The sequence below is a fragment of the Thermostichus sp. MS-CIW-15 genome, from assembly GCF_054060575.1.
In genome coordinates this window covers 21,471-46,900 of the sequence record NZ_JBSSDI010000022.1, presented here as the reverse complement: position 1 = coordinate 46,900, position 25,430 = coordinate 21,471, and the positions used below count along the sequence as shown (strand labels likewise).

Below are 25,430 nucleotides of genomic sequence, written 5' to 3'. Positions count from 1 at the left end.
GCAAGCGGTACTGGTAAGCGGTTCTCATGATGAATGCATTGTACCTGTTGAACGCTCCCGCCTCTCATCCTGACTCTGGCCGGCCCGCCCCCCTACATCCCCCCGTATAAGGGGGGACTGGGGGACTGGGGGGCTGGGATATAGGGGGGTACAGAGCGGGGCTTCCAGGACTACGTCCCGCTAGCGCGAACGGCGGATTAGCTAAAACCACTATACTGATAGGCTCTTGAAGGTTTCAGGAAAAGCCATGAAAGCCGTGCGCCTGGCGGTGATCGACTATGATGCCGGCAACCTGCATTCAGCTTGCAAAGGGCTGGAGCGGGCCGGGGCCGAGGTGCAGCTAGTCACAGAGCCGGCTGGGCTAGCGGCTTTTGATGGCCTTGTCCTGCCCGGCGATGGGGCCTTTGACCCAGCCATGCAGCAGTTGCGGGCGCGCGGCTTTGGGGAGGCAATCCGACAAGCCATCGAGCGGCAGCAGCCTTTCTTGGGCATTTGTATTGGTTTGCAAGTTTTGTTCGAAGACAGCGAAGAGGGGACAGAGCCGGGGCTGGGCATCGTGCCGGGGCGGGTGCAGCGCTTTCGACCGGAGCCGGGCCTGCGCATCCCCCACATGGGCTGGAACCAGTTGCACCTTACCCAGCCCGACTCTCCCCTTTGGGCAGGGATCCCCGAGCAAAGCTGGGTTTACTTTGTCCACTCCTACCACGCGGTGCCCAAGGATCCAAGCTGGGTGGTCGCCACCACCCAGCACGGCAGCCAAACCTGTGTGGCCGCCATTGCCCGCGGCACCTTGTTTGCCACCCAATTTCACCCCGAAAAGTCCGGCCCTGTAGGCTTGAAGATATTGCAAAACTTTGTCCAGTTTGTTGCCCGTCGCTTGCCTGCTGCCGGCGCCTAGCGTTTCATGAACTACTGGCTGATGAAATCGGAGCCCAGCGTCTACAGCATCTGGGATCTGCAGCGGGACGGCCAAACCCTTTGGGACGGCGTGCGCAACTACCAAGCCCGCAACTACTTGAAGGCCATGCAGGTTGGGGATCGCGCCTTTTTCTACCACTCCAACGCCGACCCCCCCGGCATAGCCGGCCTGATGGAGATCGTGGAGACTCAGGTGGTGGATCCCAGCCAGTTTGATCCCACCAGCCCCTACTACGATCCCAAGTCAACCCCTGCAGCGCCCCGCTGGCAGACAGTGCGGGTGCAATTTGTTGCCGCCTTTGGGCGCTTGATCCCTTTGGCCCAGTTAAGGGCCACTTTTACCCCTGCGGAGTTAGAAGTGGTGCGGCGAGGCACGCGACTGTCGGTGATGCCTGTTCCCCAGGCTGTGGCAGAACGGCTGCTGGCCTTGGCAGCCGTTCCCCTCTAGGGTTTCCCCTGGCTGCGATCCCGGCCAAGCCTGCTTGCCCTAGGCCATTTTTGCTTTCAAAAGCCAAAGGCTGAGAGGCCCCAGCGCTGCAAGCTCTCGAAAGCGGCGTAGGCCGTTAAATCCGGCTGCAGGGGCGTAATCGACACATACCCCTCGGCAACCGCCCGCACATCGGAACAGGGATCCACCTCCTCTTCCACCACCTCTCCTGCCAGCCAGTAGTAGGCCTTGCCGCGGGGATCTACCCGTTTCTCGTAGAGATCCGTGTACTTGCGCCAGGCCAGGCGGGCCAAGACCATGCCGCGTATTTCAGCTAGCCCCAGCGGCGGCACGTTGACGTTCAACAGCATTGGCTTCTCTAGGGGCTTCAGTCTCAGCTTCTCCAGCAGGGTCAGCACCACCTGGGCCGCCGGCTGAAAATCCTGGTGGGTAAAGCTGGCCAGGCTCACGGCTAGGCTGGGGATCCCTTCCAACAGCCCTTCCATGGCCGCTGAGACAGTGCCCGAGTAGAGCACATCGGTGCCCAAGTTGGCCCCCTGGTTGATGCCAGAAATCACCCAGTCGGGACGATGTTGCAGCAAGCCATCCAAACCCAGCTTGACGCAGTCCGAAGGTGTGCCTGAACAGGCCCAAGCTTGCACCTCTGGCGGAAACCCCTCCCGCACCGGCTCCAGCCTTAGAGGCTTGTGCAAGGTTAGGGCATGGCCCGTGGCCGAGCGCTCCCGATCCGGACAGACCACCGTTACCTGGTGCCCGCCTATCTGAGCCAGCGCTGCCGCCAAACACCGCACCCCGGCCGCTTGGATGCCGTCATCGTTGCTGACGAGAATGTTCATCAGTGCCACCCCTCACCCACCCCTGGCCATCCTTCCCTTCGACCAAGCTCGGCTGCCTCCATGATGCCCTCTGCTGCCAAGCCTACAGCCGGCCGGAAGCCAAGACAAAGCCTGAGAAGCGCAGTCTAGCATGTTGTCATTGAGCATAGTCTTACAGACAATATCCGTAGAGGTACGGTGTCGTTCAGTAAATCTTGAGGGTCATTATGAAGCTAAGGTAAAGCTAGTCTTCTTCCTCTTGTGGGGGCTGCCAACAGCGTCTTTGGTCGAGGGAAGAGCCCATATAGCCCCCAAAGTTGCTCAATCGACAGGAAGTCTATCCCATGTCCCTAGTTTCCATGGCATCGGCAACAGAAGCTCAGGAGTGGCGAGAACTCTGCCAGTGGGCTGAGGAGCACTACCGCTCTCGCACTTTTCCCAAAGATGTGCGCATCCCCACCCGTCCGGGACTGGTGTACATTCCCCAGGAGGGTGTGGTGCGCCTGGTCAGCCAAACGCCGGAGCGGCGGGAGGTTTTTGTCGGGTTTATCACGCCCGGGGTGCCCTTTGAGCTGAGCAACCCGGAGCGCTTTGAGCTAAAAGCCTGCACCCATGTCGATCGCACGACGGTGATGTGGTTTTACTGGCAGGATTTGGAGCAGTGGCCCTATCTGCACCAGAAAATTCAAGAAAGCTTCCGCCAGCAACTGCAACGCAAGTTGCTCTGGCTGGGCAACTTGGGCCAGCGTCGGGCCATCGACCGCCTGAAGGGCTTTTTGACCTTGTTAATCGACGAGTATGGGCAGCCCTGTGAGCAGGGGATGTACCTCCCCTGGCCCCTCACCCACGCCCAGATCGGGGATGCCATTGGTGCCACCCGCGTGACGGTTACTCGCCTGCTGGGATCCCTGCGCTCGAAGGGGTTTGTGCAGATCCTGGATCAGAACCTGATCTGCATTCCCAATGGGGTAAAGCTGCAGCCGACGCCGAAAAAGGTGGCCAGCGCTTAAGCTATGGGCCTGCAGCTCTACTACCGGGCCTGGGGAGAAGGGATCCCTTCCCTGCCCATCTTGCTGCTCCACGGCCATCCCGGCAATGCTGACTGCATGGAAGTTTTTGCCGAGGCGGTGGCTGGGATGCACCCTTGCGTAGCCCCAGATCTGCGCGGCTACGGGCGTTCGCAAGTACGGGATCCCTTTGAGATGTCGGCCCACCTGGAGGACTTGCAGGAGCTGCTGGATCGCCTGGGCTGGCGGGAGTGTCTGCTACTGGGCTGGTCTTTGGGCGGGATCCTAGCCCTAGAGTTGGCTTTGCGCCTACCCCAGCGGGTCAAAGGTTTGATCCTAGTGGCCAGCGCTGCCTGTCCCCGCAGCAACCATCCCCCTACCGATTTTTGGGATCAGCTCAACACCGGCATTGCTTCGCTGCTCAACTGGCTTTGGCCCGGCTGGAGTTGGAACATCAACACCTTTGGCCGCCGCTCTCTCTACCGCTACCTAATCCAGAGACATACCCCGAGAACCTATCGCTACCTGGCCCAGGCAGCTTTGCCGGCTTACCTGCATACCTCTCCTCAGGCTCGCCAAGCCCTACGCGCTGCCCTTCGACAGGGCTACAACCGCGAGGGGGAGCTGCACCGCCTGCACCTGCCGGTTTTGATTCTGGCTGCGGAGCAGGATTGCCACATCACTGTTGCCAGCAGCCTAGCCACGGCCCGCCTTCTCCCTCAGTGCACCTGCATTGTCTATCCCAACGTGGCCCACCTCTTTCCCTGGGAGATCCCTGAGCAAGTAGAGCAAGATCTGCGCCGCTGGCTGAGGGCTCAGGACTGGGCCAGGGGAGGCTCTTGCAAAGTCCCCCCAGAGGGCGGGGCGGCCTCCTGAACTTGGGCTAACCTACGCAGCTGAGCAAAGGCCTCTTCCTCCAGGTGGATTTGCTGCTGCTGTTGTTCTTCCGGGGTGCGCAGGCGTTTCCCCAAAGGCTTTTGCAGCGTGCCCAAAAGTAAGGGCTCGGAGACTCCCGGCTCGGGGTGGATGACAGTGCGGGCTTGCAGGGTAAATACCGGCGAGCCGGTAGAGAAACGACCAGAGGAGGCCAGATCGCTAGCTGCCTGCTTCAGCGTAAGGATTAGTTGCTCCGGGGTGATATCTGGGCTAACGGCAATGACCGCCCGCTCCGCCCCTTGGTCGTAAACCGTGGTGTAGGGAGCAGCGCCGGGGATGCGGGAGCGAAAGATCGGCCCCAAACTGAGGGCAAAACAGCCCGCCGTCAAAACCAGCGTAAAGGCCGTGTAGCCCACCAGCGAAAACTTCCAAGGCCAGTTGCGGATCCAGGCCAGCAGAGTAACCAAAGCCAGCAGACCCGCCACCCCCAGCCCCACCTGGGTGGCAGAGGCGAAGAAAGATTGCAAAGACCCATCCATCATTCGCAAACTACCTCTTGTTGACCCCAGAACTGCCGGCGGCTATGTGCATTTTAGAGCCATTTCTTTATGCTACTAAATCAGCATTGCTGGCAAGAAGGACGCTGAAAAAGTGCGAAGAAAACGAACCACAGTACTAGCGAAAGGACTATAATGCCGGCGAAGCGGCTTGAGAGCTGTCGGCATGTCATCTTCAACTCTATCTGAAGGAGCGCATCACAGGCTTGATTCTACGATCCCTCGGTAGCCCTGCGGATCGCAAGAGAGTCACTGTTCACCCTTGGCAACCTCACTGCCGGGATCCTCAGCGAATACCACGGCGTCACTAGCAGCTCTGTGCTGCTGGAGAAGCTGCAGGCCTTTCGGGTTGTCTACGAAGAGGCCGTTGCCCGCCTACAGAAGCCCTCCTTCCGGATCGCCACCATTGGTACCACCTCTTCGGGTAAATCCACTATTGTGAACGCCCTCATTGGCCGGAAAATCGCGCCTATTGAGGCCCAGGAGATGAGTGCCGGGATCCTGCGGATTAGGCACGGCGAGCGGAGCAGGCTAGTTATCCACAATACCGAAGGAGCCACCTGGGAATGCGGCACGTGGGAAGACCTGAGGGACGAAGAAATCTACAGCCGGCTCAAGCTGACGATGGAGGCCTACCACCAAGAGCGACGAAAGAAGAGAAGGAAGAGGGATGAAGCGGAGGTGGGCATCCCTCAGGTAGACGTTGAGTGTCCGCTGCTGCCGGTCAGAAACCCTTTTCTGTTAGGCCTGCCTGAGGGCTTACAGGTCGAGATTTATGACTTGCCTGGCCTAAACTCAATTCAAGATAGAATAAGCCTTAGGATTATCCAAGAGCATGTCAGCAAGTGCTTTAGCTTTGTTGCACTGGATTACTCTCAGACAGATTGGCAAGGACGGGAAACTCTCTTGAGAGAGCTAAAGGATGTCGTAGAGTTTCTCAGAGGTCAAACCAGTTTGATGGTCTTCTTGCTCAACAAGGTTGACATGCGGAATCAAACCGACAACCCTCTAGAGCAAAGGATCGAGGAGCTGAGGGAGGAAATTCAGGAGATTCTGGCTCTTCCAGAGCCGCCTTGCATCATTCCTCTTTCTGCTATTGCACTCTTTTATGCTCAATGTGCCTGGGGAGCTAACTCTTCTGAAGCGTCGGATGTAGATCCCAGTACCAGGCGGTGGATGGTCAGCTCTCTTTTTAAAGACTGCTATAACTTCATTAAAGCCTCTACGAGAGGTGATAAGGAGCTGAGGTCGTGGCTACTTAACCTCGAGAACAGCATCGAGGAAGGACAGGAAATATCCGAATTTTTTTCTCTGACCAAGCCCATCAGATCCCTGTTGAGCGCCAGGTCCACTGCCTATTGCTCAGCGATATTGCTCTCAAGGGTTGGGCGGTCTCCCTAGCGGCGGAATCCCAGCTTCTGCTTAAACATGGGTACCTTCAAGATGCTGTTGATGTCCTAAACTTCGAGGTCCCTCGTTTCCGGGAACTGAGCGAAAGGTGGTGTGCAGCTCTCTTGCCAGCAGATCGGCCTCAGCTCCGGACGGCCTATACGTACAAGGCTTCTGGCTTCGCTGGCCGCATCTCTAGCGAACGCATCCAGCGCATTGCTCGTCTTTCCCCATTTGATCGAGGGCTTACGCCAGAGCAGGTCTTTCTCAGAGAAAAGAATCTTTCCGTCGAGTTTCAGATGACCTATTTCCAGGAGCTGGACAAGTCTTGGCACCTTTCCCAAGCTGCTTTAGCCGAATACCTAGATACCCTCAGCGAGCTCACCGAGCGCCTTGAAGGTCTCCAGTCTTTTGCTCACCTCTGTCGAGAGCTTAACCAGGCGGATCCCTACCGATTGATCCCCTCTGAACCCCCAAGTCTTTATCTACTGGCTGCCGAGTGAGAAGCTTACAGGCCTTAGCCCACCTCGCGGGCGGCCCGGACCAACAGCCCCGCCATGATCAGCCCCGCCAGGATCGAGCTGCCGCCGTAGCTAAACAGGGGCAAGGGCACCCCTGTAGTCGGCAGTAGGCCGCTGACCACGCCGATATTCAGCAGTGCCTGCCCTACCAAAAACATCAGACAGCCGCAGACCACCAGCCGGGCAGGCAGGTCGAGACAGCGCCGCATAACCCGCAAGCTGACCCAGGTGTAGGCGCTCAATAGCCCCAGGAAGAAAAGGGATCCCACCAGGCCAAACTCTTCTGCATACACAGCAAAGATGAAGTCCGTGTACTGGATGGGCAGGTAGAACAGCTTTTGTAGGGAAAGACCATAGCCTTTGCCCCACCAGCCACCTGAGCCAATAGCCAAAAGGCTCTGCACCAACTGGTAGCCGTCCCCCTGAGCATTCCCCCAGGGATCCAAAAAGGCTAAGATGCGCCGCCGCTGGTAGTCTTTACTGAGAATGCTCACCCCAGCCGCCAAGATCCCCAGTCCCGCGGTAGCCAAGAGGGTAAAAAGGGGGAGCCCAGCCGTCCAGGCCATGACCCAGAGGGTAAGGCCGCAGATGGCGGTGGTACCCAAGTTGGGCTGGATGAGGATCCCCAGCAGCGCCAAAGCAAAGAGCCCGACCCAGACGCCGCGAAACCAGAGGGGATGGTAAAACCAACGGCCAAACACCCAGGATCCCTGCAGCACCAACAGGGGCTTGAGCAATTCCGCAGGCTGAATAATCGGGATCACCTTTAGATCCAGCCAGCGGCTGGCATCCAGGCGGGAAACCCCCAGCCCTGGCACGTGGGTGGCCCAGACCAAGCCAATGCCCAGCAGGCAGAGGATCCCCGCCCAGGGGAACCAGCGCTGCAAGGGGATGCGCACTAGGATGGTGAAGCAGACCAGCCCCAGCCCTGACCAGAGCACCTGGCGCTTAAAGAAATAGAGGCCATCGCCGGTAGTCTGCTGCGCCACCGGGTAGGAGGCGGAAAACAGCATCGCTAGTCCCATCCCCAACCAGACCAGCGTCAGCCAGCGCAGCCAGCGGGCTTCAGCATTCCAGGGATCCCACAAGGGCTTGGCAGCAGGCGCGGAAGTGGTGGCCACGGTGCTCAAAGCTGGAGTACTGGTCAAAGCTGGCACAAGCAGGCGAGAGCAAGACGGTGATGGGCTGGGCCGGATTGTCCAGGGCTTGCGCTAGGGAGCAAGCAGCTACAAAAGCCCTTTCCACCGCCACATCTAGCGTTGGCAGGATCTCGAGGTCAGTATAGCGGATCTCCTGGAGGGCCTGGGCCAGGGCAGGGGCAGCCTCCCCAATGAGCAACACGCGGGCCACCTTAGCCTGAATAAGCCGCAGCCAGGCTGAGGGGTCCCCCTGTTTGGCCCTTCCACCGGCAATGAGGATGATGGGCGGGGAGAGGGCGTTGAGGGCCACCCAGCCGGCCTCGTAGTTGGTGGCTTTGCTGTCGTTGACAAAGCGGATGGGGGTGGATCCCACCTGGATTTGGGCTACCCGCTCCAGGCGATGGGGCATGCCGGCAAAAGAGCGGATGGCTCCTTGAATGGCAGTGTTGGGGATCCCGGCCAGATGAGCAGCCGCTGCCGCTAGGAGCAGGTTCTGCAAGTTGTGCGAGCCTGGGCAGCGCTCGGCAAAATCCTCCAGCTCGGCTACCGCTTCTCCCTGGATGTAAAGAGTGCTCCCCCGCAGGAAAACATCCGCTTGCGGATCTTGCAGCGAAACCCAGTAGGTGTTTTCCCAGTCCTGCCGGCGGCGAAAGAGGTAGGGATCCTCGCCGTTGACCACCCGCCACTGGGCCCGCTGCAGCAGCCGCGCCTTAAAGCCGGCGTAGCGCTCCAGGGTGCCGTGCCGCTCTAGGTGATCGGGGGTGAAAGTTGTCCACACCCCAATGCGGGGCGGGCTGCCGGGGGAGCTCTGCATCAGGTGGCGGCTGGCTTCTAGTTGGTAGCTGCTCAGCTCTGCCACGATCCAAGCCGGCTGCCGCCGCCCTTGCCAGGTTTCTAGAGCCACTTGCGACAGAGGTAAGCCGATGTTGCCGCAGGGGATCCCTTCGAGCCCTGCCGCCTTGAACATCTCCGCCACCAGGGCCGTGGTGGTGCTTTTGCCGTTGGTGCCCGTGATCCCCACCCAAGGCAGGTGCTCAAGAAACGGCCAGGCCAGCTCCGCCTCTCCCACCACCTCGATCCCTTGCCGCCGCGCCTCTTGCAGCAGCGGGTGATCCCAGGCAATGCCCGGGCTGACCACCACCTGCTTCACTCCCGGCAGCAGTTGAAAAGGCTGGCCCAAGTGGACAGGGATCCCTTCCCGTTCCAGCTCCGCCTGCCGTTGCCGCAAGAGCTCCGAATCCTGCTCGTCCCAGACCCACACCTCTTTTCCCTGGGCCCGCAGCAGCCGTGCAGCCGACCAACCCGCGATCCCCAGTCCCAAAACCTGATGGCCCACGTCTATCCTCTTGGAACTTTGGCTTGCAGATCTGCATCTTACGGCTTTGGCCGCTCTCTAGAGCGCAGCGCGGGGCCTAGGGATCGGAGCGACAGAGAAAGGAGAGAACCTCGCCCATTAGACGGTTTATGGCTTGGTACTTCTCAGGGGAGGCTGAGAGGATCTCTGCTTCCGACTGCACATAGGTAGATGGCAACAGTTCGTTGCGGCAGTGGGAGACAAGCCCTTGCACCAATTCTGGCGTGGTTTCCAAGTGAAACTGGAGGCCGATCACTGAGCGTCCAAGCTGAAAGGCCTGGTTCTCACAGCCTTCGCTCTTGGCAAGGTGAATTGCACCAGGGGGCAGCTCGAAGGTTTCCCCGTGCCAGTGAAAAACCTCAATCGAGGGCGGGAAGCGAAAGGTTAGCTCATCAGGGGGCTGTACCCCTCGTACCGGCCACCAGCCTATTTCCTTAACACGATTTGGAAACACTCGGCTACCCATTGCGCTGGCAATCAGTTGCGCCCCCAGACAGATGCCCAAAATGGACTTGCCGGCCTCGATGGCATTGCGGATAAACTCCTTCTCCTGACCTAGCCAAGGAAATGCACTTTCGTCATTGGCACTCATGGGGCCACCCATGACGATGAGCATGTCAAATTCATCTAGGCTCGGCAATCTCGTCGATTCAAAAAACCTTGTGCCCGTTACAGGGTATTCCTTGGCTTTGAGCCAGGACTCTATATAGCCCAGACCTTCAAAGGGCACATGTTGTAAGTAATGGACACGCATGCTGATTTCGATGACTAACACCCCAGCATAGCATAGCTCCTGTAACTTCCCTGCTGATCGTAGCATTCCTAAGATATTCATGATAGGAAAATCAAAATTCTGTTCCGTTGTATAAGGAACAAAAAGAATGCACCTGACTGGCCACTCCTCTTCTCTTAACCTCTGGCTCACTTCTTCTAAATACGCCCTAACCTATTTACAGCAACGATAGTCCGCCCCATCCCAAAAATCGCTATCCTTTGTTCTTTTTTCTCAACTCTTAAGTACTCTATAAACGCTCTCATGCTTTGAGAATCTGCCTTATTATATACTTGCAACAGAAACTCTCTCTTGTCATAATCTAATGCCCCAAAGTAACTTCGCCTCCCCCTGATATTCTTAATATCGGCCGCAATCTGTTCTCCTTTACCCCCCACCTCTATCCACAAAGGTAACCTCATAGCGGGTGACGCTCATCTACCATAAACACTGTTAGCTCCCCCTTGTCCATCAGGAGCTTCTACTCTTTTGCCTTATGCCGTATCTCTTTTTTTGAGCAACTGCTTCCTCATTCTTCTGGGACTGCCTCTTCTAAACTTTCCTTCAGCTCATCGCAATAGCAGCAGCTTTTTATTCGGGAGAGAGATAGGGCTTTGAGCCTCGATAAGCTAGAGCAAGTCCAGCAGCTCCTTGGTTTGGGAGTATAAGTTCCGGTTGCTGATAAAGCTTGATGACACTTGCAACACGTCACAGACCTAGGGGTGAGTATGGCCTTGGAGTGTTGTTTTGACAGCTAAGGCTTGCCCCAGCTCTCGGAGATCGGGGTTGCTGTCTACGAAATCCACGAGCCCCTGCATTAAATCCATCTTGCCCCCGATCACTAATCTGTATTAAGGTTGCTATGTGCTTCTGCAACAGCAGATGAAAACCACTGCTACTGGACTCCGGAGATCGGCTGGTTCTTGAGGGTGTGGCACCGACAAAAAGTAGAAACCACAGCCACCTACTTGCAGTGGTGGACTGCCGACGGGAATTTGCTTCTGGGGGAATTGAACAAGTAGGGCAGGAGCGGCAGTAGCAGCCCTCGCCCAAGTCCGTCAGGAACAGCAGCGCCTAGCCGCAAAGCTTCGGGAGTTGGGTGGCGATGGGAGAGCGCAGGGGTGGTGAAAACAAACGAAGCTGATTGTCTGTGAGGAGTTTTCTCTATGTCAGGAAAAAGAACAGCGCCTAAAAGTGGTGACGAATTAAAGCAGCGAGTTGTTGCTCTGGCACAATCTCTTGGATTGAAGACCAGCACGAAGGCTGTGGGGGCAACAGCGGTATATTGATGTGGTCATTAGCGATGAAAAAAGCGGCAAGCGACTGGGAGTGGAGTGTAAGTTTCAGGCGACGTCAGGCACAGCGGAAGAGAAGATCCCTGCAACCATTCAAGATATGGAGCACTGGCCTATTCCAGGGATCGAGGTAATTGACGGCGAAGGGTTTTCAAAGAACATGCAAGGATAACTGATGTCTACTGAGAAAGTGGTTTGGTTCAGCGATTTAGAAGATTGGTTACGTTTGTATTTTGGATTGTAACATGAGCGATTTGCTTCTTCCGCGACCTTTTCTAAAATGGGCCGGTGGCAAGACACAACTGACAGACGCCCTATTAGAGCGGATGCCGGTCTATTTCAGAACTTACCACGAGCCTTTTGTTGGGAGTGGCGCGCTTTTCTTTCGCCTGTATAGAGAATGCAAAATCAAACAGGCGATCCTTTCCGATATCAACGCTGAGCTGATAGATACTTACCTGGCTATTCGCGATCATGTTTGGGAAGTTATTCAACTACTCTCCGAATTTCCACACAATGAAAGTTTTTATTACCAGATTCGAGAGAAAGATCCTTGGTCAATGGGTCTTGTAGGACGAGCAGCGCGCATGATTTACCTGAACAAGACAGGCTATAATGGTTTGTATCGCGTCAATCGGCAAGGAAAGTTCAATGTTCCTTTTGGGCGATATAAAGCTCCAAAGTATCTAGACAAAGACAATCTTTTAGCTGCATCCCTTGCTCTACAAAATGTTGAAATTTTGTGCGTGCCATTTGATACGGTTGTTGAGAGGGCCAAGCCAGGCGACTGGGTGTATTTCGACCCGCCTTACGTTCCTGTCTCGCAAACATCAAACTTTACCTCCTATCATGCCAGTGGCTTCGGCCTAGAGGATCAAGAGCGATTACGAGACATTTGCATTGACTTAAGCAAGAATAAGGTGTACATCATGCTTTCTAATTCTGACACCGCAATCATTCGCTCTTTGTACGCTATGCCCTTCTTTGCTATTGATGAAGTTCAAGCAAACCGGGCTATCAACTGCAAGGGGACAAAACGAGGCAAAATCACGGAGCTAGTGATCACAAACTACCCTGTTGAAAGAGCGGTGCAGCTAGGCTTACTCGATCAGGGGTTGCCTTATTTGAGGGCCACCCAACACTCGCTTGCGCCTGCTGTCACTCCGCTGCGCTTCGCGGGGCAGGTGAGATCCTGAGGCAGTCGACTAGTAGGTGCGCCCGCGCCAAGAGCGGGGGCGGCTGAGGGCTGACAAGATCACCCGCAGGACAGCCAAGGGATCCGCCAGCGGCGAAGCCCAAAACGTCCAGGGGGGATCCTGATAAGAGCCGCGAATGCCCATCAGCACCCCCAGTCGCAGGGCCAGCAAGCCCAGGTTGAGCCCCAACAACACTTGCTCTGTTAGGGAAAAGGGGAACCCCAGCCCGGCCTTGATCCCCAGCCCCCCCACTGCCAAGAGTGGGATCCCTTGGGTAAGCACCAGCAGGGCCATATCCCCCCACAGTTGGGCCCTGGGGGTGGCGTCTTTCAAATCCAGGGATCGGCCCCACTCCCGCCAAGTTTCGGCCAAAGAGGTGTACATGCGCACCTTGAGCAGGTGCCGACCGTCGCAAAAAGCTACTTTAAAGCCGGCTGCCGCGATCTGCCGCACCAGGGTGACATCGTCGCAAAAGGAGGCCCGCGCCAGGGTATAGCCGTTCATGGCTTTCAGCACCGAGCGGCGCACCAACATACACTGCCCATTGGCCATCGTCCGCTCCGGCAAGTGGGGAGTCTCCCCTGCCGCCCCATAGCGGTAGATCAGGGTTGTCAAAAGAGCTGGCTGCAGCCAGCCTTCCCCCCAGTGCTGCAGGATAAACTGCGGCGCCAGGGTGATGAGATCCAGCTTTTTGGCCTGGGCAGTTTCCAGCAGCCGCTCCACCAGGCCCGGCTGGGGGCGGGTGTCGGCATCAATGCCCAAGATCCACTCAGAGGCGGGATCCGACTGGAGAAATCCATAGTGCAACGCCCAAGGGCGACCGACCCAGCCGCTGGGCAGGGGATCGTCGGTAACGAGGCGAAAGCGGGGATCCCGCGCGGCCATTTGCAGCACTTTTTCGCGGGTGCCATCCTGGGAGCGGCTATCCACCACCAGCACCTCGCGCACAACCGCTCCCTGGCGGTGCAGCCCTTCCAGACAGGGATCCAGGCGCTCGGCCTCGTTGAGGGTGGGCAGCAAGACGCTGACCAGGCCCGTCGGGAAGGGGATCCCCGCTTGGCCAGGGGGCAGAGGGGAAGGGCGCCACAAAGAGGGCAGCAGCCGCGCCAGCAACACCGCCGCCATCGGCATCTGCAGGGCCAACAAACCCAGGGCAGCCGCATCCCCCAACCAATCCGGGATCCCGTGCGTATCCATTAGAGCTACCTTCCCACATCTCAAATAAAAGTTGCCCGGCGGAACCCAACCCGGCGGCTTTGGTTCAGAATCAATGTGGCTCCCGCCCTTGACTTTCTCAGCCTTTTGTGAATGTTTCCACCTGGCTCAGCCCCAAGGGATCCCTTGTCGCCCTCGTCAAGCTTCCTGCAGCGCAGCTAGAGCCTGCTTTGGTGCAGAAAGAGCTGAGTCAGATTCTCGCCAAGAAACCCAAGCACCTCTTGCTGGATCTGAGCCAGGTTACGCAGATCGACAGCAGGGGAGTTTCGGCTTTGGTGTGGGCAAGACGCGCCTGCGCCGCCGCCGACTGTCATCTCAAGCTCTGCGGTTTAGGAGAGAAAGCCAAGACAGTTCTCAAGGTTACCCGTCTGGACTCTCTTTTCAAGACTTATCCCTCGGTGGAAGCGGCCCTCAAGGATCTCTCCGACGCCTGAGGGGGACGGCTAGTTGCAAGTTCTGCTACCTACATCCTCAGGCAGCAGTCCCCTGACTCTCTACAGCCTAAGGCTGGTTTCTTTGGGCATAGAGCTTGGCCTGTTGCCGGATTTCCTCCCGCACCTTGGGCGGGGCCAGGCGGGCTGCTTGCTCAAATAGCTCCGGGGCTTTTGCCCGTAGGTTTTCATCGGTGGCGGAGCTAAGGGCTATTGCTTTGCCCAACACGGGCGCAAAGTCGCTGGGATCCGCCGCAATCATCTCGTCGTAGAGGGCGACAGCCTTTTCCGTCTGGTTATTGCGGACGTAGATAAAGGCCAAGCGCAGACGGACATCGTTATCTTCCGGGACTTCCTTCAGATAGTTCTCCAGTAGTTCAATGGCTTGAGAAGGGCGGCCCAGCGCTAGTTGAACGTCGGCCAGCTCCTGCAGGACTTGGCTATCTTTGGGATCCTTCTCGTGAAGGATCTGGAGCTGCTCTAATGCCCCTTCCAGATCCCCTGTATCTTGCTGAATCTGGGCCAAAAAAGCTCGCAGTTGCCGATTTTCCGGCTCCAGTTCCACCAGCTTCTTCAGCGGCTCGATGGCCCCTTGCGGCTCGTTGAGCTGCAGTTGCGTGTCGATCAACCCCCGCAGGGCGATGGGGTTATCCGGCTCCCGTTCCAGCACAGCCCGGTAGCCGTCCGCCTGGGCCCGCAGTTGCTCAGTAACCAAGTTGGCGGTGTCTTGCGAGTCCGAAGGCCCCAGCGCCTGGAGGATGGGGCCAAAGGAGAAGCTTAGGAACATCGCTGCGCCGACCACCAGCACCAGCGCTTTGAAGACCTTGCGGACGAAAGGTTCGTCAGGTTTGGACTGAGGCATGAAGGGGCTCGCACAAAACCTCTTTGTACTCTATCATTCGCTCCCCTGGAAGCCTAGCAGCCTCCTGAACCAGTGACCCACTTTGCCCTCAGTGAGGAAGGGAGGGGCAGTCCCCTTAGCTTTGAACCTGCTGGAGCCGCTGCACCTGGGCCTGTAGGTAGGGGATCCCCACCCGGTGGCAGTAGTCGCCAAAGCGCTCTTGGGGGTGGCGCTCCTGTTTGTAGAGCTGCAGGAGAATCCTCATCAAAGGCACAATTTGGCTGATGTGCACCCGATCCTGAAACGGCTGAGCCAGGCGATCCCCTTGCGGGCTGGCCCCCAGCCAAATCTGGTAGTGATCGGGAGCGGATCCCACCAGTCCCAGCTCTGCCAAGTAGGGGCGGGCACAGCCGTTGGGGCAGCCGGTCATGCGCACCAAAAAGGGCGAGTCCTGTAGCCCCAGCTCCTGCACCACCTGATCCAACTGGCGAATCAAGCTGGGCAGGGCCCGCTCCGACTCGGTGATGGCTAGGCTGCAAGTGGGAAGCGCCGGACAGGCCATGGACAGCCTCACCAGCTCTGGGATCTCCTCCTTGGAGGGGACTCCGTGGGACTTGAGGATCTGGTTAATGGCCTCTCGCTGGTGCTCCTCGATGTCGATGAGGATCACGTCCTGCGTGGGGGTAAGCCGCAGGTGGAGAGAAAATTCCTCCACAATCTTGCGCAGGGCTGTTTTGAGCTGCCGCTCTGGCGTATCTTGGATGCGGCCATTTTCAATAGAGATGCCCAAAAACCAACGGCCATCCCCCTGCTCGTGCCAGCCTAGGTAGTCGTCGCTGTTGGGGACAAACTTAGGCATGCGCCGGAAGGGCAATAGCTTCTCCCCCAAGTACTGCTCGACCACGCGGCGAAACTTGCGGATCCCCCAGTCGCGCACAAGATACTTCAGCCGCGCCTGCTTGCGGTCGTAGCGGTTGCCGTGATCCCGCTGCACGGCCAAGACCGCCTGGCAAACCCGATACACCGTCTCCGGCGGGGCAAAGCAGAGTTTCTGGGCCAAAAGGGGTTGGGTCTCCTCCTTGCCGTGGGTGCGCCCCATGCCGCCGCCCACCACGATGTTGAAGCCCTTGAGGTTGCCCTTGCGGTCGGTGAGCACGATCAAACCCAGGTCTTGGGAGTACACATCGACGGTGTTCTCCCCAGCTACGGCGATGGCCGTCTTGAACTTGCGGGGCAAGTAGACTGGGCCATACAGAGGCTCCGGCCCTTCCAGCCTTACCCCATTGCCGACAAACTGCTCGGCTTCCCGGACTTCCGGATCCACCGGCGGGATGGGAACTGGCTCCCCATCTACCCAGATCTCATAGTAGGCAGAGGTCTTCGGCGCCAGGAGATCTGCCAGTTTGCGCGCATACTCCTGGGCATAGCGGTAGGCAGGCCGGTTCTTGTAGGGGGCAGCCGGCGCCGTGATGTTGCGGTTGACATCTCCACAGGCAGCCAGGGTGGATCCCATCTGCCGAATAATGCTGGCCACTGTGGCCTTGAGATTTTTCTTCAGGATCCCGTGTAATTGCAAGGTTTGTCGGGTGGTGGCGCGCAAGGTGCCGTTGCCGTACTCATCGGCCAGCCGATCCAGGGTCAAATAGAGCTGTGGCGGCACATGCCCCCCCGGAATGCGGGTGCGCAGCATCATCTGGTAGGCCCGCTCCAGTCCCTCCTGCTTTCGCTGCTGCCGCAGATCCCGGTCGTCCTGCTGGTAGACACCGTGGAACTTGAGCACCTGCACCGCCGCTTCGCTGAAGTGGGTGGTGTCTTGGGCCAACTCCTGCTGCAAGGGATCCCGCAGAAAGTTGCTTTCAGCCTTGATGTGCTCTACTTTGGAGCGCTTGGCTTCGGAGGTGGCAGAGGAGGTCATCTAATTCCCCAGTAATCCGGTCGGAATACCTGTGAAACAGGGTATCACCTCTTGCCAGCAACGTCCAGTTTGGCTTCTCCACAGCCTGCCGTAGCGCTTACAGCCGGCCCCAAAGCTCTAGCCAGCCAGCCCCAAGCGGGCGCTGTAGTCTGCCGCCGACCAGAGTTTCCAGGCAGAGTTGCCCTGCAGCTCCAAGACAAGGTCGTGGTAGGCCAGGAGGGTGGGGCGGTGGCCGACACTGACGTAGGTGGTGTTGAGGCGTTGCAGTTGCAGGTAGAGCAGTTTTTCGTTGGCCACATCCAGGGCGCTGGTGGCCTCGTCCAAAATGGCGTAGCGGGGCCGTGTAATTAAGATGCGGGCAAAGGCCAGGCGCTGCTGTTCGCCCAAAGAGAGAGTGCTGGCCCAATCTTTCTCCACGTCGAAGCCGCCCACCCGCTCCGGCAAATCAGCGAGGTTAACTTGGGCCAAGATCTGCAGGAGCTCCTCGTCGGTCAGATCCCGGCGACGGCCTGGATAGAGGAGTTGATCCCGCAGGGATCCCAGGAGCATGTAGGGCTTCTGGGGCAGGAAGAGCATCTCGCCGGTGTCGGGACGGGCGATGGATCCCTGGCCGTTGCTCCACAGGCCAGCAATGGCTCGCAGCAGGGAGCTTTTGCCGCTGCCGCTGACCCCCACAATCAATAGCCGTTGGCCTGCCTCTAGACTTAGGGACAGGTCCCGAACCAAGGTTCGTTCCGAGTTGGGGGTGAGCAAGGTTAGATGCTGCAGCGCCAGGTGGGGGGCAATGCGGGTTTGGATGGCGCTTTCTCGAGGACGCAGCTGGCGCAGGGCCGGATCCTCCAAAGCTTCGTAGAAGGATCCCAGGCGGTTGATCCCGGCGGCAAAGCTGGAGATGCTCTGGATCTGGTTGGCCACAATCGAAAGGGCGCTCAGCACCTGGCTAAAGGCGATGGTAGCCTGGGTAATGGTGCCGAAATCGCGCACGCCGCTAAAGTAAAGGGGGGCCACAATTACGTAGGGCACAATGCGAGTGAAATAGTTATAGGCATACTGAAAAATGTCGATAATGGCCTGCCAGATGATCAGCAAATTAAAGTTGCGCAAGGCGGCAGCAAAGCGGTTCAAGATCTGTCTCAGCTCCAGGTCTTCCCCTTGGTAAAAAGCAATGGACTCGGCGTTGTCCCGCACGTGGACTAGGCTGTAGCGGAAGTCGGCCTCGTAGCGCAGTTGATCGAAGTTAATTTTAATCAGCTTGCGGCCGGCCAAAATGGCGATCCCGGTGCCGATGGTAGCATAGATAACCAGCCCCACCGCTAGGGGGCGGGAAATGCTGTAGAGAATCCCAGTAAAGGCGTAGAGGGTGAGGATGGAGTCAAGAATATCCAACAAAAAAGAAAGAGTGGTGCCGGTAAAGGAGCGTACATCTTCCGAGATGCGCTGGTCAGGGTTATCGATCTCTGTGTTAGCGGCGTTGGAATCCAGCTCGTAGTAGGCCCGCCGATCAAAGTAGCGATCCAGAAAGTAGTCGGTCAGCCATTCCCGCCAAAACAGGGCCAGCTTTAGCCGTGTATATCGGTAAATAACCAAAATGGGGATGGCGGAGATGATCAGCACGCCATAGATGATCAAAAATTGCCAGAAGGTGCTCTCTTCTTTTTGCTGCAGAGCCGTGTCGATAAACCGGAAGATAAAGCTGATCATCACGTTCAGCCGGTTTACCGTTAGCGACAGGAACAGCAAAAAGGTCAGCAGCACCCATTGCAGCCAACGGCGGCAAATCTGGCGCCACACCAGCCCAAAGGCCAGGCTGCTCAGGGCCAAACTGGCTGCGGCCACCCATAGCACCGGCGAGGCTAAATTCCTCTCTGTTTGCTCGACCAAGCCTGCTGCTAGGGTGCGGAAGAACTCTGGAAAAAGAGCCTGTCCAACCAGGGTTACCCCAATCTCGACAAAAAACATGAGGGCAACCACAAACACCATGGATGCTGCTAGCAAGCCGAAGAAGATCCAGCCCCCGTAGCGCACCCGCGGGTAGAAGTAGGGTTGCGCTACGCTGATAAAGCGATCCCAGAGTTGGCGGTCGAAGTTAAATTGGGCGGCTTGGGATTCCATGGTTGCGGTTGTCGGCAAGAGCGCGGGGTATTGATATTTTTCAGGCTAGCAGGTCAGGGATCCGCATCTCTGTCCAACAGGAGCCAATCCATCGGGAATCTGAGGAAGAGCCCCGTTGCCTACTCTGGAACATTTCCGATCTGGCTCCATAAATCCTTATATCCAGCCAGATCTTATGCACGAGCATGCGCTTGTCCAAGGCCCAACCTTCTTAGGCGGGATCCCCCTGCAGCCGCTTTTGCCAGGCCGCTTGGGCTGCCAGCCACACCGTCTGGACCGGCACGCGGAACTCTTGGGCGCGGGCCACACAGTCGCGAAACTCCGGCTGGGCGTTGACGATGTGGCCGTGGCGGCAGGCCACCTTGATGTCCACCAGGCCGTAGGGGGTTTCCACCCGCTCGATCCTTCGCTCCAGGACGGTGCGCTGCTGCTGGGAGTGGCGGATGCCCAGGGTGGTGGTTTCCCGGAAGATGAGATCTTGGCACTCCGGCACCCGCTCCGGCGGGCAGATCACCGTCAGTAACACTCCCGGCCGCCCTTGCTTCATGGTGATGGGCTGGGTAAACACGTCCCAGGCACCTAGGGCCAGCAACTGCTCGCAGGTATAGGCAATCACTTGAGGGTTGAGGTCGTCAATCTGAGTTTGCAACACCGAGACGATCTCGGTCGGCTCTTCCCCCTGGGACTGGCCAATCCAGAGACGAAAGATGTTGGGAATGGGCAGCTCGCGGCTGCCGGCCCCACGCCCCACTTTTTCCAACCGCAGCGGCGGACAGGGCCCAAACGCTTCTGCCAGCGCCACCGCCAAGGCCGCGCCGGTGGGGGTGACCAGCTCGGCTTCTACGCCATTGCTGAACACTGGCACCCGTCCCATTTCCCACAGCTCAATCACCGCCGGCACCGGCACGGCCAGCTTGCCGTGCTCAGTGTCCACCCAGCCGCCGCCAATGGGGTGGGGAGAGGAGATCACCCGCTCCACCTGTAGCCACTCCAGGCCAACACAGGTGCCGACGATATCCACCAGGGCATCGACGGCCCCCACCTCGTGGAAATGCACTGTTTCCAGGGGCACCTGGTGAACCTTTGCCTCCGCCTGGGCCAGCTTCTCAAAGACCTTGAGGCTGCGGGCCTTGACTGCGGGGGCCAGCCGGGATCCGGCAATCAAAGCCTGGATCTCCCTCCAGGGGCGGGCGGGCGGGGACTCGTCCAACACCTCCACCACCCCTTGCAGAGCCGGCTGGCCGCACCGCTGCACCCGGCATACTTGTAGGCTGTATTCTCCTTCGAGGCCCAAGGCCTGGAGCTGCTGGTTGAGATACTCTAGGGGCAGCCCGCAATCCAGCAGCGCCCCCAGGCACATGTCGCCGGCAATGCCTGCTGCGCAGTCAAAGTAAGCTACTTTCATACCAAAGCATGTTGACTTGACATACTCCCCTCGCCTAAAGGCGAGAGATTCTTGACGCTTCACAGACTGCTGCTGGCTAGCCAGTCTTACGCAGTCTCCACGTCCGTTTTAGAGTCGGGCGATGCCCCATCCCGACTTGCTTTAGGTTGTTGGCGGCATTCACATCCCTGTCATGCACTGCCCCGCAACCGTCACAGACCACCACACGGGTAGCCAAATCCAACTTGCCCCAGTGCCAGCCACAAGCCGAACAGTACTGGCTTGTAGCCTCCCACCGGTCGATTAGGCGCACTTCCCTCTGGTACTTCTCACCTTTGCCCTCACAGAGAGCCCGAAAGGTATGCCACCCCTGCTGACTAATCGCCTTGGACAACCGACGGTTTTTCAACATCCCGCTAACGTTGAGGTCTTCCAAGCACACGACTTGGTTTTCGACCGTGAGCTGGGTTGACAACTTGTGCAGGAAGTCGAGCCGCATGTCGGCAATGCGGTTGTGCAGCTTGGCAATCCTCAGCCGGGTTCGCTCCCACCGCCGGGCTCCCTTCACCCGCCTGGCAAGCTGCTTTTGCAGCTGGGCAATACGGTTGTACAGAGGCCTATAGTTGGGACTGGGGAACTTGGCCCCATCGCTTGTGGCGGCGAAGGTCTTAATCCCCAAATCCACTCCAATACTGGGTGAGCGAGCAGGGATGCTAACAGGTTCCGTCTCCACCACAAAGCTGACAAAGTAACGCTCGGCAGTGTCTTTAATTACAGTGACGGAACTAGGGGTACTCGGCAAAGGTCGGCTCCAAATAGGCTTAATGGCTCCCACCTTGGCCAAGTAAACCCGCTTACCGTTGATAGAAAAAGCTCCCCTAGTTAGCGTTGCTGACTGCTTGGCTGCTTTCTTTTTGAGCTGCGGCGCACCTCCTTCCTGGGCAAAGAAACGCTGGTAAGCTTTGTCCAAATGTCTGAGAGATTGCTGTAAAGCAACACTTGAAACTTCGCCCAACCACGGAATCGATTGCTTGAGCTCGGTTAGGCGCTTGGCCAAAGCGTTGTACCCTGGATACTTCCCAACGGCTTGGCAGTGGGCTAAGGCTTCATTCCAGACGTACCTGACACAGCCAAACAACTTGGCAAGCTTCTGCCGCTGTTGGTCTGTGGGGTAGAACCTATACCTGTATCGAGCTTTCATGGGCTAGAGTCAAGTTGGCATTTCCAAGATAGCACATGAAATTAAGGAGAGACCGCAACAGTGTTTCTAGCCTGCAGGCCCATTTGGTGTTTGTCACAAATCCAGGCGAAAGATATTCACTCAAGAGAGTTTGAACTTGATTGCAGAGGCGTTTAAGAGTGTTGCCCGAAAGATGGACTTTGAGGTCTTGGAGTTTAACGGCGAGGCAGACCACGTCCGCCTTCTAATTGCCTACCCGCCCAAGTGGTCTATCTCTCAAATGGTGAATGTGCTTAAGGGAGTTTCGAGTCGCAAGTACGGGCAAGCTAAACTACCTAAACCTTGCGGCAAGAATGCCTTGTGGAGTCCCAGCTACTTGGCTTCTAGTGTTGGGGGTGCTCCTCTGCAACTCTTAGTGGCCTACATCCAAAACCAAGAAAAGCTGCCCTAGAGGGCAGGGTTTTAGACCTAGATTTTCTGATAAGAACTTGCGGAAGGAGTTGAGCCCTTTGAAGCGTCCTGAGGTACTAAAGGGGGGATCCCAGATGCCGTCAACACTTTGCATCCTTCTAGGGATCCTGCTGGGGGCAACGCTGCTGCTGTGGGGCCTGTGGGGATCCCCGGCGGGTGGCCAGACCCGTCTCAACTTCAGCAACGCCGATCTGCAGGGGCAGGATCTGTCGGGTCAGGACTGGCGGGGCAGTAGCTTTGTCAGCGCCAACCTGCAGGGCGCCGACTTGCAGGGGGCCAACCTGGCCGGCGTGGCCTTCACCAAGGCCAACCTGGCAGGAGCCAACCTGGCGGGGGCAGATCTCAGCAACAGCCTGCTGGATCTGGCCAACCTAGCGGGCGCCGATCTCAGGGGGGCCAACCTCAGGGGGGCAATCGCCGCGCGGGCCGTTTGGGATGGGGCGCAGATTGCCGGCGCCGACTTTAGCGACGCCTACGTGGATCGGGCAGCCCTGCGGCAACTGTGCCAGCGAGCAGAGGGATCCCATCCCATAACCGGGGTTTCCACCCGCGCGAGTCTGGGCTGTCCTTGAAAGCCGGCAAAAAAAGGTGAAGAAAACAGGATCCCTGAACCCTCTTGGCCGGATCGCCCCTTAGATTGGGGGAGGTGTTACCCTGCCCCACCATGAGCAAGCCCAGCTTCGCGGTCATTGGCCTAGCGGTAATGGGGGAAAACCTGGCCCTCAACGTCGAGCGCAATGGCTTTCCGGTTGTCGTCTACAACCGAACTCGCGCCAAAACCGAGCAGTTTATCCAAGGGAGGGCCCAAGGCAAGCAGATTACCCCCGCCTACAGCTTGCCGGAATTGGTGCAACTGATGGAGCGGCCCCGCAAAATCTTGATCATGGTTAAGGCAGGCCCGCCGGTGGATGCCATCATCGACGAGCTTAAGCCCCTGCTGGAGCCAGGCGACATCCTCATCGATGGCGGCAACTCCCTCTACAGCGACACCGACCGGCGCGCCGAGGTCCTAGAAGCCAGCGGGATCCACTTTGTCGGCATGGGGGTGAGCGGCGGGGAAGAAGGTGCCCTCAACGGCCCCAGCCTCATGCCCGGCGGCAGCTTGGAAGCCTACCACTTACTGGAGCCCATCCTCACCAAAATTGCCGCCCAAGGGCCAGACGGGCCCTGTGTCACCTACCTGGGGCCTAAAGGGGGTGGGCACTACGTGAAGATGGTGCACAACGGCATCGAATACGGCGACATGCAACTGATTGCCGAGGCCTACGACCTCATGCGCAGGGGGCTGAAGCTGTCAGCCCCCCAGATGCAGGAGATCTTCCAGGCCTGGAACGAGACGGAGCTGGAGTCGTTTTTGATTGAGATTACCGCCAAGATCTTGGGGACGCTGGATCCGGAGACGGGCAAGCCGCTGGTGGATCTCATTTTGGACAAGGCGGGGCAGAAGGGCACGGGCCTGTGGACGGTCAAGGACGCCCTGGATCTTGGGGTGCCGGTGCCCACCATTGAGGCGGCAGTGCAGGCTCGCATCCTCTCGTCGATGAAAGAGGAACGGGTGGCCGCCTCCCAGCAGTTGCCAGGGCCAGGAACAACCTTGGAAGGGGATCCCGACAGCTTCCTTCAGGATCTGCGCGCCGCCCTCTACTGTTCCAAGATCTGCTCCTATGCCCAGGGGATGGCCCTGCTCAGGCAAGCCACCGTTGCCCACGGCTATGTGTACACCTTCAGCGAGATCCCTCGCATTTGGAAGGGGGGCTGTATCATCCGCGCCCGCCTCCTGGGCAAAATCCAGGCAGCCTACCAGCGGGATCCGGAGCTGGTCAACCTCCTTTTGGATGAGGAGTTTAAGCGGGCCATCCAGGAACGGCAGGGATCCTGGCGGCGAGTGGTGGCCACTGCAGCAGCCTTGGGGATCCCGATCCCGGCCATCAGCGCCTCCCTGGCCTACTACGACAGCTACCGCACCGCCGAGCTGCCCCAGAACCTCACCCAGGCCCAGCGGGATTTCTTCGGCGCCCACACCTTTGAGCGCATCGACAGGCCGGGGGTTTTCCACCACGCCTGGAACGCCTAGGCAGGGCCCCGCCCTGGGGCAGCCGCCAGATCCAGCGGCGCTTGCTTAAACGTAGAGCCCCACACTTCGGTGTGGAAAGGCTCCCTTTCTTGGGGGAAATCCCTGCGGAAATGGCATCCCCGGCTTTCCTCCCGCAGCAAAGCCCCCTGGGCTACCCAGCGAGCCAGCAACAGCAAACTCCCGGCCTCGACCTCTTCCCGACTGGCCCACGGCTTCTCCTCCAGGGGCAGGGCTTCCGCAAAAGCCAGAAAAGCCCGCAGCCGCTCTCCCTCCCGCACCACCCCCAGGGCTTCTTCTGCTTGCTGCCTGAGCTGGGGAAGTAGAGAGGGCGGCGCTGTCAGCACAGGTAGAGCCTGCACCTGAAGGGGGGGCTCCTGGAGGTCCCGCAGGGCAGCCAGAGCAGCTCGCTTGCCCATGACCAGCCCTTCCAAAAGGCTGTTGGAAGCCAAACGGTTTGCCCCGTGCAACCCTGTGGAGGCCACCTCCCCGGCAGCATAGAGGCCCGGCAGGCCAGTGCGGCCAAAAGCATCCGTTCGCACCCCCCCCATGACGTAGTGAGCAGCAGGAGCAACCGGTAGGGGATCCTTGCCGGGATCCAGCCTCAAAGCGCGGGCAGAAGCAACCACGGTGGGAAAGCGCTCTTCCAGATGGGGCACAGCCCGGAGGTCAAGGTAAACTCCCCCCGTCCGCTGCCGCTCCCAGAACACCGCCTGGGCCACCACATCCCGCGGCGCCAGCTCTTCCAGCTCCGCATAACGAGGCATAAAGCGCTCCCCCCAGGCATTGAGGAGCACGGCCCCTGCCCCTCGGGCAGCTTCACTGACCAGGGCTCCATTGGGCAGGACGGTGGGGTGAAACTGCACAAACTCCAGATCCCTTAGGATGGCCCCTGCCCGCCAGGCCAAGGCCATGCCATCGCCGCTAGCTCCCGGCGGCGCCGTAGAGAGGGGGAAGAGGCTGCCAAACCCGCCTGTAGCCAGGAGAACCGCCCCCGCCCTCACCTGCACCAGTCCCTCAGGACCCAGGAGCAAGACCCCTGCCACTCTCCCCTCGGTCATCAAAAGACTGAGGGCCGTGTACCCCTGCAAAGGCGGCTTGCTCAGGCGGGCCAGCAAGCCCTTGAGGAGCCACAGCCCGCTCCGATCCCCTCCCAGGTGGCGTATCCGCGCCCGCGAGTGTCCCCCTTCCCGCACCGGCTCCGGATGGAAGGGGAGCCCCCAGGACAAGAGCTTCTCCAGGTGAAAGGGCGCTTCCTGCAAGATGGAGCGAGCCACCTCTGCTTCTACCAAGCCACGGCCTGCTTGCAGGGTGTCCTGGAGGTGGGCTTCCACATCTGCTGCATCCAGTGGAAAAGCTATCCCCCCCTGCGCCCAAGGAGTGGATCCAGAAGGCAAGGGATCCTTGCTTACCACCAGGGTTCTGGCTCCCTCTGCTTCCGCCCACAGGGCTGCATAGATCCCTGCCACCCCTGCTCCCAGGATCAAGAGGTCTGTTTCCGCTAGGAAAGACGTAGACAACAC

23 protein-coding genes and 1 pseudogene are annotated in these 25,430 nt (G+C 58.7%); 12 read left to right on the top strand and 12 right to left on the bottom strand.

Features of this window, described 5'->3' with window-relative positions; all coding sequences use genetic code 11:
- Positions 1-247 precede the first annotated feature (247 nt).
- Both hisH and ACVW0R_RS09315 read left to right on the top strand, forming a co-directional pair.
- A complete protein-coding gene (gene hisH, locus ACVW0R_RS09320) occupies positions 248-898 on the top strand; it encodes an imidazole glycerol phosphate synthase subunit HisH (RefSeq protein ID WP_457501964.1) in 651 nt (216 codons plus the stop codon).
- 6 nt (positions 899-904) lie between these two features.
- Positions 905-1,366 (top strand): EVE domain-containing protein, encoded by a 462-nt coding sequence (locus tag ACVW0R_RS09315; protein WP_414347111.1) that lies wholly within the window; start codon positions 905-907, stop codon positions 1,364-1,366.
- A 56-nt stretch (positions 1,367-1,422) separates the two neighbouring features.
- Here the strand turns inward: ACVW0R_RS09315 and surE are convergent, their stop codons facing one another.
- The gene (gene surE, locus ACVW0R_RS09310; RefSeq protein ID WP_457501963.1) at positions 1,423-2,202 is read right to left on the bottom strand and encodes a 5'/3'-nucleotidase SurE; all 780 of its coding nucleotides are present in this window, start codon (positions 2,200-2,202) and stop codon (positions 1,423-1,425) included.
- 323 nt (positions 2,203-2,525) lie between these two features.
- Between surE and ACVW0R_RS09305 the strand changes: the two genes are divergently transcribed.
- Together ACVW0R_RS09305 and ACVW0R_RS09300 are read left to right on the top strand one after the other, a co-directional pair.
- The gene (locus ACVW0R_RS09305; protein ID WP_457501962.1) at positions 2,526-3,191 is read left to right on the top strand and encodes a Crp/Fnr family transcriptional regulator; all 666 of its coding nucleotides are present in this window, start codon (positions 2,526-2,528) and stop codon (positions 3,189-3,191) included.
- Between the two features lie 3 nt (positions 3,192-3,194).
- Positions 3,195-4,064: an alpha/beta fold hydrolase gene (locus ACVW0R_RS09300; RefSeq protein WP_457501961.1), complete on the top strand. Its 870-nt coding sequence runs from the start codon at positions 3,195-3,197 to the stop codon at positions 4,062-4,064.
- Here the strand turns inward: ACVW0R_RS09300 and ACVW0R_RS09295 are convergent.
- On the bottom strand, positions 4,004-4,603 hold the full coding sequence (locus ACVW0R_RS09295) for a Ycf51 family protein (RefSeq protein WP_457501965.1): 600 nt from the start codon (positions 4,601-4,603) through the stop codon (positions 4,004-4,006). The genes ACVW0R_RS09300 and ACVW0R_RS09295 overlap by 61 nt on opposite strands.
- Before the next feature lie 336 nt (positions 4,604-4,939).
- On the opposite strand from ACVW0R_RS09295, the gene ACVW0R_RS09290 reads away from it, so the two are divergent.
- A complete protein-coding gene (locus tag ACVW0R_RS09290) occupies positions 4,940-6,022 on the top strand; it encodes a dynamin family protein (protein WP_457501960.1) in 1,083 nt (360 codons plus the stop codon).
- A 287-nt stretch (positions 6,023-6,309) separates the two neighbouring features.
- The gene (locus ACVW0R_RS09285; RefSeq protein ID WP_414402391.1) at positions 6,310-6,513 is read left to right on the top strand and encodes a hypothetical protein; all 204 of its coding nucleotides are present in this window, start codon (positions 6,310-6,312) and stop codon (positions 6,511-6,513) included.
- A gap of 14 nt (positions 6,514-6,527) precedes the next feature.
- Here ACVW0R_RS09285 and ACVW0R_RS09280 read toward each other — a convergent pair whose 3' ends face one another.
- From ACVW0R_RS09280 to ACVW0R_RS09270, 3 genes are all read right to left on the bottom strand, one after another.
- On the bottom strand, positions 6,528-7,652 hold the full coding sequence (locus tag ACVW0R_RS09280) for an FtsW/RodA/SpoVE family cell cycle protein (RefSeq protein WP_049749724.1): 1,125 nt from the start codon (positions 7,650-7,652) through the stop codon (positions 6,528-6,530).
- Entirely contained in the window at positions 7,597-9,006 is a 1,410-nt protein-coding gene (murD, locus tag ACVW0R_RS09275) for a UDP-N-acetylmuramoyl-L-alanine--D-glutamate ligase (RefSeq protein WP_457501959.1), read from the bottom strand. Before murD ends, ACVW0R_RS09280 begins: the two co-directional genes overlap by 56 nt.
- A 76-nt stretch (positions 9,007-9,082) precedes the next feature.
- Entirely contained in the window at positions 9,083-9,778 is a 696-nt protein-coding gene (locus ACVW0R_RS09270) for a type 1 glutamine amidotransferase (protein ID WP_099813223.1), read from the bottom strand.
- A gap of 1,281 nt (positions 9,779-11,059) precedes the next feature.
- Here ACVW0R_RS09270 and ACVW0R_RS09265 point away from each other — a divergent pair.
- Together ACVW0R_RS09265 and ACVW0R_RS09260 are read left to right on the top strand one after the other, a co-directional pair.
- Positions 11,060-11,263 (top strand): PD-(D/E)XK nuclease superfamily protein, encoded by a 204-nt coding sequence (locus ACVW0R_RS09265; protein ID WP_346426103.1) that lies wholly within the window; start codon positions 11,060-11,062, stop codon positions 11,261-11,263.
- A gap of 73 nt (positions 11,264-11,336) precedes the next feature.
- On the top strand, positions 11,337-12,287 hold the full coding sequence (locus ACVW0R_RS09260) for a DNA adenine methylase (RefSeq protein ID WP_011429841.1): 951 nt from the start codon (positions 11,337-11,339) through the stop codon (positions 12,285-12,287).
- Between the two features lie 9 nt (positions 12,288-12,296).
- Here ACVW0R_RS09260 and ACVW0R_RS09255 read toward each other — a convergent pair whose 3' ends face one another.
- Complete coding sequence (locus ACVW0R_RS09255) at positions 12,297-13,484, bottom strand: glycosyltransferase family 2 protein (RefSeq protein ID WP_457501958.1); 1,188 nt, start codon at positions 13,482-13,484, stop codon at positions 12,297-12,299.
- Positions 13,485-13,591: 107 nt separating this feature from the next.
- Here ACVW0R_RS09255 and ACVW0R_RS09250 point away from each other — a divergent pair, with 107 nt between their 5' ends.
- Positions 13,592-13,936 carry an STAS domain-containing protein gene (locus ACVW0R_RS09250; protein WP_457501957.1) on the top strand — a complete coding sequence of 115 codons (345 nt, stop codon included), beginning with the start codon at positions 13,592-13,594 and terminating at the stop codon, positions 13,934-13,936.
- A gap of 67 nt (positions 13,937-14,003) precedes the next feature.
- On the opposite strand, the gene ACVW0R_RS09245 is transcribed toward ACVW0R_RS09250, so the two are convergent.
- The 5 genes from ACVW0R_RS09245 to ACVW0R_RS09225 all read right to left on the bottom strand — a co-directional run bounded on the left by ACVW0R_RS09245 (position 14,004) and on the right by ACVW0R_RS09225 (position 21,386).
- On the bottom strand, positions 14,004-14,795 hold the full coding sequence (locus tag ACVW0R_RS09245) for a tetratricopeptide repeat protein (protein ID WP_457501956.1): 792 nt from the start codon (positions 14,793-14,795) through the stop codon (positions 14,004-14,006).
- A gap of 115 nt (positions 14,796-14,910) precedes the next feature.
- Entirely contained in the window at positions 14,911-16,689 is a 1,779-nt protein-coding gene (locus ACVW0R_RS09240; protein ID WP_457501955.1) for an NADPH-dependent assimilatory sulfite reductase hemoprotein subunit, read from the bottom strand.
- 117 nt (positions 16,690-16,806) lie between these two features.
- The gene (locus ACVW0R_RS09235; protein ID WP_457501954.1) at positions 16,807-18,801 is read right to left on the bottom strand and encodes an ABC transporter ATP-binding protein/permease; all 1,995 of its coding nucleotides are present in this window, start codon (positions 18,799-18,801) and stop codon (positions 16,807-16,809) included.
- A 211-nt stretch (positions 18,802-19,012) separates the two neighbouring features.
- Positions 19,013-20,206: a nickel pincer cofactor biosynthesis protein LarC gene (larC, locus tag ACVW0R_RS09230; protein WP_457501953.1), complete on the bottom strand. Its 1,194-nt coding sequence runs from the start codon at positions 20,204-20,206 to the stop codon at positions 19,013-19,015.
- A 76-nt stretch (positions 20,207-20,282) separates the two neighbouring features.
- Complete coding sequence (locus ACVW0R_RS09225; RefSeq protein ID WP_457501952.1) at positions 20,283-21,386, bottom strand: RNA-guided endonuclease InsQ/TnpB family protein; 1,104 nt, start codon at positions 21,384-21,386, stop codon at positions 20,283-20,285.
- A gap of 35 nt (positions 21,387-21,421) precedes the next feature.
- Here ACVW0R_RS09225 and tnpA point away from each other — a divergent pair.
- From tnpA to gndA, 3 genes and pseudogenes are all read left to right on the top strand, one after another.
- Positions 21,422-21,816: pseudogene (gene tnpA / locus ACVW0R_RS09220) on the top strand (IS200/IS605 family transposase).
- A 94-nt stretch (positions 21,817-21,910) separates the two neighbouring features.
- A complete protein-coding gene (locus ACVW0R_RS09215) occupies positions 21,911-22,408 on the top strand; it encodes a pentapeptide repeat-containing protein (protein WP_011429834.1) in 498 nt (165 codons plus the stop codon).
- 92 nt (positions 22,409-22,500) lie between these two features.
- A complete protein-coding gene (gene gndA / locus ACVW0R_RS09210) occupies positions 22,501-23,910 on the top strand; it encodes an NADP-dependent phosphogluconate dehydrogenase (RefSeq protein WP_457501951.1) in 1,410 nt (469 codons plus the stop codon).
- Here the strand turns inward: gndA and ACVW0R_RS09205 are convergent.
- The gene (locus ACVW0R_RS09205) at positions 23,907-25,427 is read right to left on the bottom strand and encodes an L-aspartate oxidase (RefSeq protein WP_099884131.1); all 1,521 of its coding nucleotides are present in this window, start codon (positions 25,425-25,427) and stop codon (positions 23,907-23,909) included. The genes gndA and ACVW0R_RS09205 overlap by 4 nt on opposite strands.
- Positions 25,428-25,430: the final 3 nt, after the last annotated feature.